The 17,798-nt window shown below is 43.3% G+C and carries 11 protein-coding genes; 5 read left to right on the top strand and 6 right to left on the bottom strand.

The annotated features are described in order from the left end of the window. Nucleotides 1-201: 201 nt before the first annotated feature. A complete protein-coding gene (clpB, locus tag IM792_RS03730) occupies nt 202-2,814 on the top strand; it encodes an ATP-dependent chaperone ClpB (protein ID WP_194100384.1) in 2,613 nt (870 codons plus the stop codon). A gap of 149 nt (nt 2,815-2,963) precedes the next feature. Beyond that, entirely contained in the window at nt 2,964-3,689 is a 726-nt protein-coding gene (locus tag IM792_RS03735; RefSeq protein ID WP_194100386.1) for an RluA family pseudouridine synthase, read from the top strand. A gap of 611 nt (nt 3,690-4,300) precedes the next feature. On the opposite strand, the gene IM792_RS03740 is transcribed toward IM792_RS03735, so the two are convergent. The 3 genes from IM792_RS03740 to IM792_RS03750 form a co-directional block, all read right to left on the bottom strand. Then, nucleotides 4,301-5,011, bottom strand: a complete 711-nt coding sequence (locus tag IM792_RS03740; RefSeq protein ID WP_194100387.1) for an SIP domain-containing protein — start codon at nt 5,009-5,011, stop codon at nt 4,301-4,303. A 77-nt stretch (nt 5,012-5,088) separates the two neighbouring features. Further along, on the bottom strand, nt 5,089-5,949 hold the full coding sequence (locus IM792_RS03745; RefSeq protein WP_194100389.1) for an AraC family transcriptional regulator: 861 nt from the start codon (nt 5,947-5,949) through the stop codon (nt 5,089-5,091). Between the two features lie 164 nt (nt 5,950-6,113). Next, nucleotides 6,114-7,508, bottom strand: coding sequence for an arginine decarboxylase (locus IM792_RS03750; RefSeq protein ID WP_194100391.1), 1,395 nt, complete (start codon nt 7,506-7,508; stop codon nt 6,114-6,116). Nucleotides 7,509-7,710: 202 nt separating this feature from the next. Here IM792_RS03750 and IM792_RS03755 point away from each other — a divergent pair, with 202 nt between their 5' ends. Further along, nucleotides 7,711-8,817, top strand: coding sequence for an L-dopachrome tautomerase-related protein (locus tag IM792_RS03755; protein ID WP_194100392.1), 1,107 nt, complete (start codon nt 7,711-7,713; stop codon nt 8,815-8,817). A 108-nt stretch (nt 8,818-8,925) separates the two neighbouring features. Here IM792_RS03755 and IM792_RS03760 read toward each other — a convergent pair whose 3' ends face one another. Both IM792_RS03760 and IM792_RS03765 read right to left on the bottom strand, forming a co-directional pair. Further along, entirely contained in the window at nt 8,926-9,843 is a 918-nt protein-coding gene (locus IM792_RS03760; protein WP_194100393.1) for an arginine deiminase-related protein, read from the bottom strand. A gap of 120 nt (nt 9,844-9,963) precedes the next feature. After that, nucleotides 9,964-11,400, bottom strand: a complete 1,437-nt coding sequence (locus tag IM792_RS03765; protein WP_194100395.1) for an arginine deiminase family protein — start codon at nt 11,398-11,400, stop codon at nt 9,964-9,966. Nucleotides 11,401-11,787: 387 nt separating this feature from the next. On the opposite strand from IM792_RS03765, the gene argS reads away from it, so the two are divergent. Then, nucleotides 11,788-13,554 (top strand): arginine--tRNA ligase, encoded by a 1,767-nt coding sequence (argS, locus tag IM792_RS03775; protein ID WP_194100399.1) that lies wholly within the window; start codon nt 11,788-11,790, stop codon nt 13,552-13,554. Between the two features lie 30 nt (nt 13,555-13,584). On the opposite strand, the gene IM792_RS03780 is transcribed toward argS, so the two are convergent. After that, nucleotides 13,585-14,922: a sigma-54 dependent transcriptional regulator gene (locus IM792_RS03780; RefSeq protein ID WP_194100400.1), complete on the bottom strand. Its 1,338-nt coding sequence runs from the start codon at nt 14,920-14,922 to the stop codon at nt 13,585-13,587. A gap of 118 nt (nt 14,923-15,040) precedes the next feature. Here IM792_RS03780 and IM792_RS03785 point away from each other — a divergent pair, with 118 nt between their 5' ends. Further along, nucleotides 15,041-17,686: a PQQ-dependent sugar dehydrogenase gene (locus IM792_RS03785; protein ID WP_228084920.1), complete on the top strand. Its 2,646-nt coding sequence runs from the start codon at nt 15,041-15,043 to the stop codon at nt 17,684-17,686. The last annotated feature ends 112 nt before the right edge of the window (nt 17,687-17,798 follow it).

Below are 17,798 nucleotides of genomic sequence, written 5' to 3' on the forward strand. Positions count from 1 at the left end.
AGTTTATCAAATAGTTGGTCGGGAATTCAAATGTAGTAATAAAAGCGTATTGCAAACAAGCATATTAAAACCTGAAGTATTGGCGGATTGTTATAGGATTAGTAGCAGGCTTTTCAGCCAAAAAGTCGGCTTAAATTAATTATAACCGCCATTTTTTCAGAAATGATTGATTGGTAAGTGTTTTGAACAGATGTTATCGCTATGAATTTTAACAACTTTACAATCAAAGCTCAGGAGGCTGTACAAAAGGCCTCAGAAATTGCCACCGGTAATCAGCAGCAGGCCATTGAAAATGCGCACTTGCTTAAAGCATTACTGCTGGTTGATGAGAACGTTATCAGTTACTTATTAAAAAAGCTGAATGTTAACCTGAACAGGCTTGGCGAAGTGCTTGACCAGCAGATCGCGTCATTCCCGAAGGTAAGCGGCAGCAACATATATTTATCATCAGATGCTAACAGCGCTTTGCAAAAGGCGCAGGGATACCTGAAGGAGTTTAAGGATGAGTTTGTATCGGTTGAGCATATTTTGCTCGGTATCCTCGCATCTAATGATAAAACAGCCAACGCGCTTAAAGATGCGGGTGTAAATGAAAAGGATCTGAAAAAAGCCATTGTAAGCTTACGTGGCGATAATAAGGTTACCGATCAGAACGCTGAAGCTACCTACAACGCGCTAAACAAATACGCACGTAACCTGAACGAGTACGCTGAATCGGGCAAACTTGACCCGGTGATTGGCCGTGACGAGGAGATACGCCGTGTGATACAAATATTATCTCGCCGTACTAAAAACAACCCGGTATTGGTTGGTGAACCCGGCGTGGGTAAAACCGCTATTGCTGAGGGTATTGCCTTCCGTATTATTAAAGGGGATGTGCCCGAAAGCTTAAAATCAAAAACGGTTTATTCGCTGGATATGGGCGCACTGGTTGCCGGTGCTAAATACAAAGGTGAGTTTGAAGAACGCCTTAAGGCCGTAGTGAAAGAAGTAGTGCAGAGCGATGGCGAGATCATTTTGTTTATTGATGAGATACACACCCTTGTAGGTGCAGGCGGCGGCGAAGGCGCTATGGACGCGGCCAATATACTGAAACCAGCCCTTGCCCGTGGCGAATTAATGGCCATTGGCGCTACTACCTTGAACGAGTATCAAAAGTATGTAGAAAAGGATAAAGCATTAGAACGTCGCTTCCAGAAAGTGATGGTTGATGAACCTGATCCGCAGGATGCTATATCAATATTACGTGGATTAAAGGAACGCTACGAACAGCATCACAAGGTATATATAAAAGACGAGGCTATTATTGCCGCTGTTGAAATGTCGCAACGCTATATATCCGACAGGTTTTTACCGGATAAGGCTATCGACTTAATGGATGAAGCTGCGAGTAAATTACGTATCGAAATGGATTCTGTTCCGGAATCGGTAGATGAATTGGAACGCCGTATTATGCAGCTGGAGATAGAGCGTGAGGCCATCAAACGTGAAAAGGATGAACGCAAGGTATCTGAACTTAGTGAAGAAATAGCCAACCTGAGTGCCGAACGTGATTCTATCCGCGCTAAATGGCAGGGTGAAAAGGATTTGGTGGATGGCATCAATCAAAAGGTTGAGCAGATAGAGAACTTTAAGCTGGAAGCCGATCAGGCTGAACGTGCCGGAGATTATGGCAGGGTAGCTGAGTTGCGGTATGGCCGCATTCGTGAAACACAGGATGAGATCGAGAAGCTGAAGATCGAACTGCAAAAACAGCAGGTTGACAGCCGTATGTTGAAAGAGGAAGTTACCGCTGACGATATTGCCGGTGTGGTATCACGCTGGACAGGCATCCCGGTTTCAAAAATGATACAGAGCGAGCGCGAAAAACTGCTTCATTTGGAAGAAGAACTGCATAAACGTGTTGCAGGACAAGAAGAAGCCATTGAGGCCATTAGCGATGCTACACGCCGCAGTCGTGCCGGTTTGCAGGATAAACGTAAGCCTATCGGTTCGTTCATATTTTTAGGTACTACCGGTGTTGGTAAAACAGAGCTGGCTAAGGCATTGGCCGAATTCCTGTTTAATGACGAAAGCGCGCTGGTGCGTATTGATATGAGTGAGTACCAGGAACGCCATGCGGTATCACGTTTGATAGGAGCGCCTCCGGGATATGTGGGCTATGATGAAGGCGGTCAATTGACTGAAGCTGTACGTCGTAAACCATACAGTGTAGTATTGCTGGATGAGATAGAAAAAGCGCACCCGGATGTATTTAACATTCTGTTACAGGTATTGGACGATGGCAGGCTGACCGATAATAAAGGCCGTGTGGTGAACTTTAAAAACACCATCATTATCATGACCTCGAACATAGGCTCAAATATAATCCAGGAAAACTTTACCGACCTGGATGATGACCGTGACGAGATCATCGCTAAAACCAAGAATCAACTGTTCGATTTGTTACGTGTAACTATCAGGCCTGAGTTTTTGAACCGTATAGATGAGATAATCATGTTCACTCCGCTTAACCGTGATGAGATAGGCGATATCGTCAAACTGCAATTCAGGCAGGTACAACAAACGCTGGCCGAAATGGGTATCACCATCGAAGCCACCGACGAAGCGTTGGATTGGCTGGCACAGTTAGGCTATGATCCGCAATTTGGTGCACGCCCGCTTAAACGTGTTATTCAGAAAAAGATATTGAACGAATTATCCAAACAAATACTTGCCGGTAAGGTAGATAAGGATAGTGCCATTAAGCTGGATATGTTTGATAATCAGTTTGTTTTTCTGAATACAAAGGAGAGCAATGAAGTTGCCGGTTAACAGTCTGAAAGGCAAATGTTAAATACTGTTAAGGCGTTAAACCATTTGCCTGCGGCTTACTCAAACAAACATAATAACTCCATCATATAGTAATAGAGCTGCCTACGGGCGGCTCTTTTACATTTAAAACCGTACTTTTGCACCTTGTTATGAAAATACCCAAGTTTGCCGACCAAATACTTTTTGAAAACGATGATGTTATCGTAGTGAACAAGCCGCCATTTATCAGCTCGCTTGATGAGCGTGGCGAAGGCAGCAGTGAAATAAGTATGCTAAAGTTGGCGAAGGCTTACAGTGATGACGCGCAGATATGTCACCGTTTGGATAAGGAAACATCAGGCGCTTTGATATTCGCCAAGCACCCGGAGGCTTACCGTTCAGTATCCATGCAGTTTGAGCGTCGTAAAGTAAAAAAGGTATACCACGCGGTTATTGATGGTACGCACGTTTTTGAAGATCTACAGATCGATCTGCCGATATTGAATATTGGCAAAAGCAGTGTAACCATCAGCAGACAAGAGGGTAAAGCCGCCGAAACGTGGTTCAATTCACTAAAATACTACAAGCATTATACATTGGTGGAGTGTCGCCCGGTAACCGGTCGTATGCACCAGATACGCATACACCTGGCCACACAACGTGCCTCAATAGCCGGCGACGAAATGTACAAAGGTCAGCCAGTATTTTTATCGAAACTTAAACGTAAATACCATTTGGGTAAGGATCAGGAGGAGTTACCTATTATGAAACGCTTTGCCCTGCACGCCTACGAAGTAACCTTTAAACTCCTGAACGGCGAGGACATAACTATCCACGCCCCATATCCTAAAGACTTTGAAACTTTATTGAAGTTGCTGGATAAGTTTGATAGTTAAATTATTAAAATTCTCTTTAACCGCGTCATTATTGGCTGGTTTATAATTTTTGAATTTTAAAAAATAAGAGCGGTGGCCTGGCAGAAAACCGGGCCAGGGAGTATGGCCTCGTGGGCGGAAGGTTTTTTCTGCCTTGACTTTTGGTTACTTTGTGTCTAAGACAAAGTAACTGGGCTCTGCGCCCAAGAGCAGGCTGACGATGTTTAGAGCACAACCTTTTCAAATCAAGCACAAACTATAAAAGTTTATTACTTGTCCTCAATTTCTTTTGAGCGATCAAAAGAAACAAACCTTAGCGATAGCGATCTCATGAGCACCAATAAAAAACAAACAAGAGCGAATAAATCGCCGGCTACGCCCTGCCCGGTTAAAGTTTCTGCTTTGGCAGGGCTTGTGCTACTCCGGGCATTTCTGATGCCGATAGGAGAGATTATTTACGGTTCGTGCTTCTGTATTTTTTTATACAATTTTGTCATTTCGACGTAGGAGAAATCTGTACGCGTTCAATAGCAAAGCGACAGATTTCTCCTCGTACCTCGTTCGAAATGACATTTTTTTTTATAGTTTTCATTAACATCCTCTCCTTTAGGAGAGGGTCGGGATGAGGTATATTACTGCCAAAACCCATGCGCCTTTATCTGGTTTGAACCATACCCTTGGCTTCGCAAAATTTTGCGGAGTTGCGATACCATGGTGGAGTTGCCTGCCAGATAAAATATCGTGTTCTCCAGGTTTTCGGATTGTTGCAACAGCCATTGTATCAGTGGTTGATGACCGAAACTGTCGGCACGTTCTACAGGTTGTAAAGGCGTTCTGAAATATTCGGTGAATAATTTACTGTTGGCATTGTCGCCCATAAGCACCGCGCCTGTAAAACGTGTAGACGGTTGGGTTAACTGTTGCATGGCCAGCATGTGGCCTATTGCACTTTCATCGCCCAGGCAAACAATGGCCGATGTATTTACCGGCGTGTGTTTGGTAGTTGCTATACCAAGATACTCAACAACATCGCCCTTGGTTAGTTTTTTAGCCCATTGTGCACCGGGGCCATTGTGGTTAACATCAATATATAAAGTACATGTTTGTGTTTCGGCATCCCATGCTGATGGGGTGTAGTCGCGATAGGTAAAGTCGGCAACCTTGCATTTCATGTGCTGCACCTCGTTCCATTGCATGGTGGCTGATGGTAAGTGCAGATCGATCTCCACAATATCTTCAGTAACCCATGTGCGGGCTTCAAGTACGTAGCCCGTTTTCAAAAACTGATCTTCTAATATTTTGGTGGCTTTTTGTTTTATGCGTGATAATAGTAATGCGCTCATTGTTGTAAGTATTTATACTTACAAAGTAAGGCCACAATTTACCGATCTAAAATAGACACCTTAAGGTAAGTATTGGACTATTTGTGGTACTCAGCCCTAAACTCCAGTGGTGTTTGCTGAGCCGAACGTTTAAATAATCGCGAAAAATAGGTATGGTCATCATAGCCTAAAGTATGGGCTATCTCCTTAACATTCAGTTGGCTATAATGTAACAGGCGCTTAGCCTCAAGTACGATCTCGTGTGTTATCCAGTAGGTTACAGAAAATCCGGTGGTTTTTTTCAATGCTTCGTTAAGGTACGATTCGCTGATCATCAACTGATCCGCATACCAGGTCGGGCTCTTGTTCTCTACAAAGTGCAGCCTCAACAACTTTTTAAACTGCTGGGTTATTTGGTATGGGCGAGAGGCTGTTGCGCTATTTTGATTGCTATTGCAATATCCGGTAGCCACATACCCTATAAAAGTATTTAATAAGGAATAGAGTAGTTGGGTATAGAATGGTTGTTCCCGATCGCTTTCAAACTGCTGGTGCAAAAGTTTTGCAGTGCTTTCGCATTGCTTAAACTGTTCATCGTTTAATGGATAGGGTTGCTGTATACAAAGCTGGTTCTCAAATATCTCGCGATAATGAGGCGGCACAAGCGAAGTATCGGCAGCAACAAACCATCCCGAAGCATGATAAGCATTCAATACATGATGCACCTGTCCCGGCAAAATATAATACAATGCACGCCCGCATATGTTGATCTCCGTAAAATCAACGGTCAATGAACCTTCGCCTTTTTCGGTTAAAAAGAATATATAATGATCATCGCGATGTATGCCCAAGGTTTTGCCCTCATCGTGCACCTTCATCTCACCAACACAATGTATCTCCATACCAATATTGGTTTCATTTTTAATACGATGTATGGGGATGTGCTTCGTTTTAGTCATCAGTTTTAGTCATTGGTGAGTAGTCAGTAGTCAGTGTTATTGTGATCTGATATTTAATGATCGATCAGTGTATAAAAACAAAGGAGCGGAAAAAATTTCTTTTCCCACTCCTGAATATCATAGTATGAATGATCAATGACTAATGTCAATTGACCAATGACCAACTACGCTGTATAGCCTAATATTTTCAATACTTGCTTACTATTTTGCTCCTCGCCAAATACCTCAAAGTTGAATGTTTCATCGCGGTTACGACGAATGATAACATGCTTAGGCGATGGCAGCAGGCAATGGTGAATACCACCATAACCGCTCAACACTTCCTGATAAGCGCCGGTGTTAAAGAAACCCAGGTATTGTACCTTACGTGTTTTAGGCATGTACACACTGTTCATGTGAGCTTCCTGGTTGTAGTAATCCTGCCCGTCGCATGTAATACCGCCAAGGTTTACACGGTCATACTCCGCATCCCAATTGTTGATAGGCAGCAGGATATATTTTTGGTTCAAAGCCCAAACATCAGGCAGGTTGGTAATGAATGAACCATCCAACATCAACCATTTTTCACGGTCGTTTTGTTGTTTACGGCCAATAACCTTGTATAGTATGCCCGAAGCTTCTGCCACGGTGTATTTACCAAACTCGGTAATAATGTCCGGTTCAATGGTATCGTTAATGGCGCAGATCTCTTTTATACGGCTCACGATCTCGTTGATCATGTACTCGTAATCAAAATCAAATACCAGCGAATCTTTGAAAGGCATACCACCACCAATATCCAGCGTATCCAAATCGGGATTTACCTTTTTGAACTTGCAATATAGAGTAACGTATTTCTCCAGCTCGTTCCAGTAATATGGTGTGTCAGATATACCTGAGTTGATGAAGAAGTGCAATAATTTAACCTTGAAGTTCGGGTTCTTCTCTATCTTGTTATGATAAAAGTCGATCACGTCCTCCATACGTATGCCCAAACGCGAGGTATAGAACTGCGAGTTTGGTTGTTCCTCTGATGCTATGCGTATACCCAGGTTACAAGGCTCGTCAAGTTCAATTTCATCATCATAAATGTTGAATTCCTCCTTGTTATCTAATACCGGGATGATGTTTTTAAAACCATCGTGCAGCATATCAACAATATACTGCTTGTATTGGTAGGTTTTAAAACCGTTGCAAATAACGGTGATATCTTTAGATACCGTGCCTTTTTTCTCAAGCGCATCAATCATTGGCATATCAAAAGCTGACGATGTTTCAAGGTGAATCTCGTTCTTTAACGCTTCTTCAACTATATGCTTAAAGTGCGAGCTTTTAGTACAGTAGCAATACTTATAAGTGCCACGATAGTTGTTTTTTATAATGGCCTGCTGAAATAACAGCTTGGCTTGCTGCACTTTTTTCGAGATGATAGGCAGATATGTAAAACGCAGGGGAGTGCCGTACGTTTCAACCATTTCCATCAAATTAAGATCGTGAAAGTATAATTCATCGTCAATTATCTCAAAACCATCTTGCGGAAAGCCAACACTTAGGTCAAGAAATTCCTGGTAACTCTGCATGCTTTAAAATTTTGGCAAAAATGTAATTTTTAAACGGAATTCTTCCGAAAAATGTTGAAGCAATTTATGTACCGAATGTAATTTGTTATTTGGGAGTTAACGCGCGTCTAAATCATTGTTAGCAAAAGGTTAAATTCTGCGATTTTAGTATCGCTAAAAACAATTTTGTCCATTATTGTGGTTATCTGTTAAAACAGCATCTATGAAACAAATACTCTCCCTGATAATTTTAGCCGCTACCATGTTCAATGCATCAGCCCAAACGCCAAAATACCATAGCGATAAACTGATACCCGTTGCCACCTTTGGCGACCGACGGCCGATAGGTGTAAAGGTATCATCTAATAACAGACTGTTCGTATCATTCCCAAACCGTGGGGCGAGTTATAAGTATGGTTTAGTGGAGATTATGAACGGTAAGGAAACACCTTTTCCTGATGATACGTGGAACCTGACAACAGGCGATAATAATAAGCATTTTGTGAATGTACAGGATCTGTATATCGATATTAACGACAAGCTTTGGGTGCTTGATTCCAAACCATCATCCGGTGGTTCCATATTTGGTAATGATGGTGGTACACCGGTGCAGGGTTACTTTAAACTGGTTAAGATAGATCTGAAAACTAACACGGTTGATAAGGTGTATACCTTTGACGATCTGAATAAGGCACATTCCGGACTTAATGATATCAGGGTTGATACCGAGAAAGGGCTGGGTTATCTGTCAGACCCCGGGCAGGCGGCCATTGTAGTGCTCGATCTGGTGAGTGGAAAAACCCGTAGCGTATTAAAAAAGCAATCCTCAACACTGGCTGATACCAATGTGGTGTTAAAATATGATGGCGTTGAAATGCGCGATAAAGATGGCAAGCCATTCCGCTCGAATGTGAACGGCATCGCTTTAACTAAAGACAATAAGTTCTTTTATTTTAAGCCGATAAACCAGGAACATTTGTATCGTGTAGAAACCAAGTATTTGGCAGATACCAAATTAAGCGACGATGAACTATCCGCCAAAGTGCAGGACATGGGCGCGGTAGGTATAACCCACGGATTGGAAGCTGATCGCAAGGGAAATGTATATTTAACCACTTCAATAGATTATACCATAAAATATATTTCGCCTGATGGTAAGCTGAATACATTGGTTCAGGATTCGCGCATCATCTGGCCTGATTCGATGGGCATAGGTACCGATGGTTATCTGTACTTCTCGTGCGCCCAACTAAACCGTGACCCGCAATGGAATAATGGGCAGGATAAAACAGAGCTGCCATATTCAGTTTATAAGGTGAAGTTGCCGTAGTGCTAATTGTCTGAACCGGAATTTACCGAATTTGATAATTTACAGAATTTTTGCTGGTTCGCTGTAAAAGTGTGTTTTTACTTCGATGGACTCTATGACAAAGTACTGTTAACTATTCCTTGGCAAATGCACTTCGGCCATCATACATCTGGCGCTGCCGCCGCCGTTGGTTTCAATGGTGCTGATATCGGCATAAAGTGGTTTACTGTAGCTTGATAATATTTCACGTTGTTCATCATCCAGTGAGTTCCACGCGCTGGCCGACATCACGATCAGACTTTCGCCTGCCTGGTTCTGTACTTCGAGCATGTTACCCGCAAAGTGGTTCATTTGATCCGGCGTGATATTGATGATCTCTTTACCGCTCGATTCAATAGCATCTATTACTGCTTCCAGTTGTTCGTCGTCGGTTATAGTATCAAGGCATATCACTACATATCGCGTGGCCACGGCCATCAATACATTGGTGTGGTAAATGGCTTGTCCGTTGGCGTCAAAGGCGTTAAATAATACGGGTTTGTATCCGGCCTGTTCGCAAAAGGTACGTAATACATCCTCATCCGTACGAGGCGAGAGGCAGGCATAAGCTATTTTATTATCCCTATCAAGCACCATGCTGCCTGTAGCTTCTAAAAATTTATTTTCTGCCTCAAACCTGCTCAGGTCGGTAATGTGCTCTATCTTAAAATCTTCCTGCAAGTCACGGATGATATCTTCCCGACGCTCCAATCGGCGGTTTTCGGCCTGCATAGGGTAGAGGTACACGCTACCATCAGCATGAAATGATACCCAGTTATTCGGAAATATCGAATCGGGTGTGTGCGGCTGTATAGTATCATTTACTACAATAACATTCACGCCATTATCGCGAAGCAATTGCACAAAGTTGTCAAACTCCTGCAAAGCTTTTTGCTGAACATCAGCCTGTTCCGCATCCCGGTTTTGAAAGGCGTTGTTCCCGGCGGTCTGCTCGTTAAAGCCAAAAGCCACCGGGCGTATCATAAGTATATTTGATGTTGTTTGCATGTTTTTAGTCGATGGACTATAGACCATGGTCCATAGCTTTTTTGTAGATTAAATAGCTTTAGTTGATAATCGATATTAGTTTTCTTTTTTTACTATGGTCTATTGACCATCGACCATGGACTACCCGATCGCCTCCCTCCACAGCGGCATACTCATACAATGGAAGCCGCCACGTGCGCGCGATAGCTCCGCTGAGGGTATTAGTACAAGCATATTGGTCAACGATTGTGGATCTAACTCATCGTGCTCAAATTTTTGGAGTAATTCGGCTACGGGTATTATATCGAAGCCTTGCTCTTTAAAGGCTTCAACAGTTTTATCATTACGGTCATAACCCAATACTACACCCTCTTTTACGGCCAGCAGGTTGCACGAGTCCGTCCACTGCTCGCGGGCATCAAAAGGGAAGGTGTTATTGCCCGAGTATATGAATTTTACTTCGCCCTCATAACCCAGATCCTTATGGCTGATGTCGGTCAGCAGCTCCTCGATGTTATCAAAGGTCTTAGGTTTTTTACCTTGCCTGAATTGTACTATCTCAGTTTTCTCTTTGCTCTTTTTATCCGCGAACCATGCCGCAGGACCTGCCTCTTTCTCCGGTTTTTCGGCCACGGCTAACGAGTGTAGTACCACCCACATATCCCGGCGCACCTGGGTAAACACCGTATCAATGTGCATGTAATCGCGCTTGTTAGGTATTTTAACTACCGTTACCTTTTTTACTACGTTGTTCTCAAACAATAGCTTAATAGCCTCATCGGCACCGCTGGTTGAGGTGCGCTCGCTGCAACCGATTATCAGGTGATCAGGGCTTACCATCATTACGTCGCCGCCCTCCAAAGTGGTTTTCTGCTCATTATCCTCGCCGGGGCGTAAAAAGTGGTGTACAGTTTCAGGTATCTCCAATATATTTTCGCGGAATTTAGCGAACAGCGGATGGTTAAAGAAAATATAACGCATCAGCAATGTTTCGCGGAAACGGGCTTTCTTAGCAGGCTTGTTAAGCAACACATAATTATTTATGGCGATGCCAATATCCCTCGAGAATATCAGGTTGGGTATCGGCGCGAATATCATCTCGTCATCATTTAACGCGCCCGATATAAATATTTTAGCCAGGTTTATCGGGTCGGTATCTATCAGTTCCGTTTGCAGACGGTAGCTGCAACCCTCAATAGCACAAACAGATGCTACCAGCTTTTTGCGGATATCGTTCTCCTGCAAAATATCGCTTAATAATGTTTGCAGTTCAAGTACCTTGGTAGAGGCATGAAAGTCCTTATTGTCAGGCTTAAAAAATGAACGGTCACTGTCAACAGCTGCCAGTTTACCCTTTATCTTATCTGGATCAAGAAAGTAAAGCAGCAGTTTTATATAATAATCATATTCCTTTTTGCGGAGGGTATCCAGGTGAACGATGTCCTCAAAAAGCCAATCCTGCGCTTTGGATGGTACCACCTTGCCCAGTCCGCTATCCGGACTATGGATCAACACCGCGCGCAGGCTGCCTATCTCTGAGGTTACATCTATCCTGAAATCTTTATCGTTAAGCGTCATAAAAGGTTATAAACAACAAATCTATCACAAAATATGGTATACTAATTGGTATGTGTTAAAGCAGCTTCTAAAATGGTTTCCAATTAGGGTCTTTTATGTCATGCTTATCAGCTTTAAAAACGTGTCTTTTCATATCGTAATCTGAAACACCGTATTCCATGTAGTTTTTTTGAGCTTGCCGTAATATGAATTTATTTGTTCCACTATCGTAATCAGGATTGTTGCGTTGAACTGGGTCATCCTCCCAGTAACATATAAGGCACACATTGTATTCTCCAACATTGCTTAAAGTTATGTAACCACAACATGGACATGTAACGTCTTTCATGAAATAAATATAGAAGTAATTATTATGCCTAACTCGCATCATTTAATTAATTTTGGCGGATGAATTTTATTACTGATGCCGCCATTAAGGCCGTTAAGGAACTTTATAATACCGATATAACCGCTGATGCCATTAGCTTGCAGGAAACCCGCAAGGAGTTTGAAGGCCAGCTAACCATAGTAACATTTCCGTTTACCCGTTTTTCACGTAAATCGCCCGAGCAAACCGGTACCGAAATAGGCGAGTACCTTAAAGCTAACGTTAACGAGGTATCGGCATTCAATGTAATAAAGGGATTTTTGAATATTTCTATTGCTGACGAATACTGGCTGAATACGCTGTATAATGAAATATTATCCGCTGATTTTGCCGAACCGCAAGCCAACGGACAAAAAGTAATGGTAGAGTATTCATCACCCAATACCAATAAGCCGTTGCACCTTGGGCACATACGTAACAACCTGTTAGGTTATTCGGTTGCGCAAATATTAGGCGCGGCAGGCTATGAGGTAATCAAGGCTAATTTGGTTAACGACAGGGGTATACATATCTGTAAATCAATGCTGGCCTGGCAAAAGTTTGGTGAGGGTGAAACACCCGAATCATCAGGCTTAAAAGGCGATCATCTGGTGGGCAAGTACTATGTAATATTCGATAAGGAATATAAAAAGGAAATAGAAGCTTTAAAAGCTGAAGGCCAAACAGAAGACGATGCCAAAAAGAATGCTCCGCTGATTAAAGAAGCTCAACTAATGCTGCAAAAATGGGAGGCAGGTGATGAGGAAGTGATCAGCCTTTGGAAAACCATGAACAGCTGGGTATATGCCGGTTTTGATGAAACCTACAAACGCCTTGGTGTTGATTTTGATAAATTCTACTACGAATCAAACACCTACCTGTTAGGTAAGGATATAATTGAGGAAGGTCTTGAAAAAAGCGTATTCTTCAAAAAAGAGGATGGCTCGGTTTGGATAGATCTGACCGAGGATGGCCTCGACCAAAAGCTGGTACTCCGTGCTGATGGTACATCGGTATACATTACCCAGGATATTGGTACCGCCCTGCTAAAATATAACGACTTTGGTATGGATAAATCGATATACGTTGTAGGCAACGAGCAGGATTATCACTTTAAAGTACTATTCCTGATACTGCAAAAGCTGGGTAAGGCTGATACAAATAGCCTGTTCCACTTATCATATGGTATGGTTGATCTTCCATCGGGCAAAATGAAATCGCGCGAGGGTACGGTAGTTGATGCCGACGACCTGATGAGCGAAATGGAATCCACCGCCAGGCAACGCACCGAAGAATTGGGCAAGGTAGAAGGCTTCAGCGAGGAAGAAAAGAACGCGCTGTACCACACTATAGGTATGGGTGCTTTGAAATACTTTTTATTAAAGGTTGATCCTAAAAAGCGTTTGTTGTTTGATCCTAATGAGTCGGTAGATTTTCAGGGACATACCGGGCCGTTTATACAGTACACACATGCCCGCATCAAATCGGTACTAAACAGGGCAGGGGTTGATTTTACGGAGCGTACCGGCGTTAGCACGCTTGCAGCCGAGGAGCGTGAGCTGATCGTTTTGCTTAACCAATTCCCGGAAATAATCGCGCAAGCAGCCGAAGCTTATAGTCCGGCAGTTATTGCTAACTATGTTTACGAACTGGCCAAGGCCTACAATAAGTTTTATCACGAACATTCCATATTGCAGGCCGAGGATGAAGTATCTAAAAAGTTCAGGCTGCAATTATCAGTAGCATCAGCTAATGTAATTAAGAAAGGCATGGCGCTGTTGGGCATTGAGGTGCCGGAGCGTATGTAATATAAAAGGGGCGTAAGGCCCTTTCTTGTTTTAGTTCAATTGATATTCTTCCAGCTTACGGTATAAGGTAGTTAACCCGATACCAAGCACTCGGGCAGCTTCGGTTTTGTTGCCGCTGGTATATTGCAATACTTTTAAAATATGCTGCTTTTCAACACTGGCCAAATCGAGCGAAGTACTTGTTGTTCCATCGGTATTGAACCTGAAATCCGACGGTAGCAGATCGGCAGTAAGCGTATCTCCCTCGGCTAAAATAACCGCGCGTTCAATGCAGTTCTTTAACTCGCGGATGTTACCTTTCCAGTGATGATTGTTGAGCAGGCTAGTAAACTGTTCGTCCATCTTGCTGATGCGATTATTCACCTTAGCGGCGAACTCCTGCACGTAGTGTTTGGCCAATAACTCAATATCGCCCTTACGCTCATTAAGCGATGGCAGCGTGATAGTAAATACCGATAAACGATAAAAAAGATCTTCCCTAAAATGTCCTGCTTCAGCCTCTTTCATCAGGTCGCGGTTAGTGGCTGCTAAAATGCGCACATTCACTTTAGTAGTTTGTGTGTCGCCTACCTTAATAAAGGTTTTGCTCTCCAATACGCGCAGTAGTTTGGCTTGTAGTTCCAGGCTCATTTCACCTATCTCATCCAAAAATATGGTGCCGTACTGCGCCTCCTCAAATAGGCCCTTTTTATCCTTAACAGCCCCGGTAAATGCGCCTGCCTTGTAGCCGAATAGCTCACTCTCTAATAATTCAGGCGTAAAGCTGCTACAGTTAACAGCCACAAAAGGCATTAACCTGCGTTCGCTCTCGTAATGTATGGACGACGCAAAAACTTCCTTCCCCGTACCTGTTTGTCCTAATAGTAACACCGTGGTATTGGTAGCGGCAACCTTTCGGCCTAATGCTATGGCTTCGGTAATTTGTTTTGATTGGCCTATAATGTTGGCAAAACTGTATTTCCTGCTCAGCTTGGTTTCAAGCTCGTAAACCTTAAGTTGCAGGGCTGCTTTTTCAACCGCCTGGTTAAGCAGGGGTATTATCTTTTCGTTATCATCACCTTTAATAATGTAATTGAAAGCGCCGTTCTGTATGGCCTTTACTGCATCGTTTATAGTGCCGTAAGCGGTAAGGTTGATCACTTCAACGTATGATCGTACTTCCTTAATGTTTTTTACCAGGTCAACGCCATTTACGTCGGGTAACTTAACATCACTCAATACAGCCATTATGTTTTCGCGGGCGAGTATTTTTAATCCGTCTTTGCCGGTGGCTGCCTCAAATACCTCAAAGCCCTCTAATCCGATAATTCTTGATAATAAACCTCTTAGTTTTTCCTCGTCATCAATTATCAAAACCTTCGGTTTCATAAGTATATTGTTTGTGCAAATATATTGTAAAAGCACAGTTTTGAAATATATTCACAGCATTTCAAACATTATTTGCTAAACCGATTTTATAATTAGCGGGTAATTACTATACTTGTGTATGACCAATTTTAAACAAACCTTTATTTATTTATGCAGTAGTGTGGCCTTATGGGGAGGCAGCATGCAAGCGCAAACAACTCAAAAGCCTGATGATAATCGCTTTACCAAAGTGATACTGCAACCTAAGCTGGAGGAGCCCATGCAGTTTCAGATACTGAAAGATGGTAGCGTATTGTATGTTGAGCGCAAAGGCAAGATCAAACTTTACAACAACGTCACGCATAAAATGGATGTGATAGGCGAGATACCCGTAAGTACCGAATATGTAAGCAAAACCGGTGAGCACAGCGAAGGAGAGGATGGCTTACAAGGCATCATACTCGACCCTGATTATGACAAGAACCACTGGATATATATTTATTATTCACCAACTGATGCGGTGGTTAACCGCCTTTCGCGCTTTGTGTGGAAGGGCGGCAAGCTGGACATGAGCACCGAGAAGAAAGTGCTTGAAGTAAAGGTGCAGCGTGAGGAATGCTGCCATGTGGGCGGGGGTATGCTGTTTGATAAGGACAGGAATTTGTACTTAAGTACAGGTGATAATACTTTCTCCCGGTCATCGGATGGTTTTACACCGATCGATGAGCAGCCCGGCGAATCTCCGCGCGACGCGCAAAAATCATCATCCAATACTAATGATCTGCGTGGAAAGATACTACGCATACACCCTGAGCCTGATGGCAGTTATACCATACCCGAAGGTAATTTGTTTGCCAAAGGCGAAGCGCAAACCCGCCCCGAAATATATACCATGGGTAACCGTAACCCCTGGCGATTAACCATTGACAGCAAAACAGGCTGGTTATACTGGGGCGAAGTAGGTCCCGATGGTTCAAACTCGTCCGATTTACGGGGGCCACGCTCATACGATGAATTTAACGTAGCCAAAAAGGCAGGCAATTTCGGCTGGCCATATTTTAATGGTACTGAGGCATATCGCTATTATGATTTCGCTACCAAAAAATCAGGCGAATGGTGGAACCCCGCTAAGCCAACCAATAATTCACCCAATAACACAGGCTTAAAGGTGTTGCCTCCAACCGTAAATCCGCTGATATGGTATCCTTATGCCGCGAGCGATAAGTTTCCGGATATGGGCAGCGGTGGCCGCAGCGCGGTGGGTGGGCCTATATTTCATGCTGACGATTTTAAGAATGCTAAATATCAATTCCCGACATATTACGAGGGCAAATGGCTGATAACCGATTGGGTGCGCGGCTGGATATTGGCTGTTACGCTTGACGATCAGGGTAATTATGTATCAATGGAGCGCTTTCTGCCTGATCTTACCCTGCGCGGGCCTATTGATATGAAGTTTGGCCCCGATGGTAGCTTATATGTGTTGGAATACGGTAACGGTTATTTTAAGGATAACCCCGAAGCGGAATTGATCAAGGTAGAATACAATGGTGGCAACCGCAAACCTGCTGTACAGGCATCGGCTGATAAAACGGCAGGTGCTGTGCCCTTTATGGCCAAGTTATCATCAAAAGGTACAACCGATGCCGATGGCGACAAGCTAACTTATAAATGGAATGTAACACGCAATGGTGTACTGGTAAAAACCAGCACCGAGGCTAATCCGCAAGTGGTTTTGGCCAAGCCGGGTAAATACAGGGCAACGTTAACAGTTAGTGATAGCCACGGCGCAAGTAATAGTAAAAGTATTGATCTGTCGGCAGGTAATGCAGTGCCTGATGTAAGGTTTTTGTTCACCAAAGGCAATTCAAGCTTCTTCTTTCCGGGGAAAACCGTTGCCTATAAGGTTACCGTTAATGATAAAGAGGATGGTAGCCTGGCCAATAAACGCATACAGCCATCGCAGGTATCGGTATCTATAAATTATCTGTCGGAGGGGTATGACATGACGGCCATCGCCCAAAAGCAAAATAACTTTGATGCCTCGGCGCAATTTGCTACAGCTAAAATGCTGCTAAAAAAGAGTGATTGTTATGCCTGCCACGCGGTTGATGCAAAATCATTAGGTCCATCATTTACACAGGTGGCTATAAAATATAAAGGCGATAAGGGCGCCGAAGACCGGTTGACCAAAAAAGTTATCGCCGGTGGTTCAGGAGTTTGGGGCGATGCCATGATGCCGGCACACAGCTCAATGCCCGAGGCGCAGGTTAACGCCATAGTAAAATATGTATTGAGCCTGAGCGAAAAAAAAGCAGCGCCTAAAAACATGCCGGTGACAGGCACATATGTAACCAACGAACAGCCGGAACAAACCAACAAAGGCAGCTTTATATTCCGTGCCGCTTATCGCGATAAGGGTACTAAGACCGCCTCGCCACAAATAGGGGAAAGCATAGTGGTATTACGAAATCCACTGATGCCAGTCGCTGATGCTGATGGCTTTAAAGGCATGGATGTTGACAAGGCTGCATCGGTAGCTAAAGTAATAGATGCCCAGGCCTACATTCAGTTAAAGAATATTGATTTGACGGGTATTAAAACCATTAAACTGCGAGGCGATAACATTAACAGCTTTACAATACACAGCGGTAGCCCAACAGGTAAATTATTGGGCGAAGCATCTAACGGACAAGCCAATATTGCCACTACCGATAAGCAGGATATTTACTTCGTGTTTAGTACCAAGGGCGGGCAAGTTAAATCAATACTGTTTGGTGATTGATAACGACAGTCAGTAGGTAATTTATTAAAGCCGGTCAGATAAACTCTGACCGGCTTTTTGATTTCTATAAATGAGGATTTAAACTTATATCGAACAAATCAGGAGGCTTAAC

The organism is Mucilaginibacter sp. JRF (assembly GCF_015223065.1).
Classification (GTDB): Bacteria; Bacteroidota; Bacteroidia; order Sphingobacteriales; family Sphingobacteriaceae; genus Mucilaginibacter.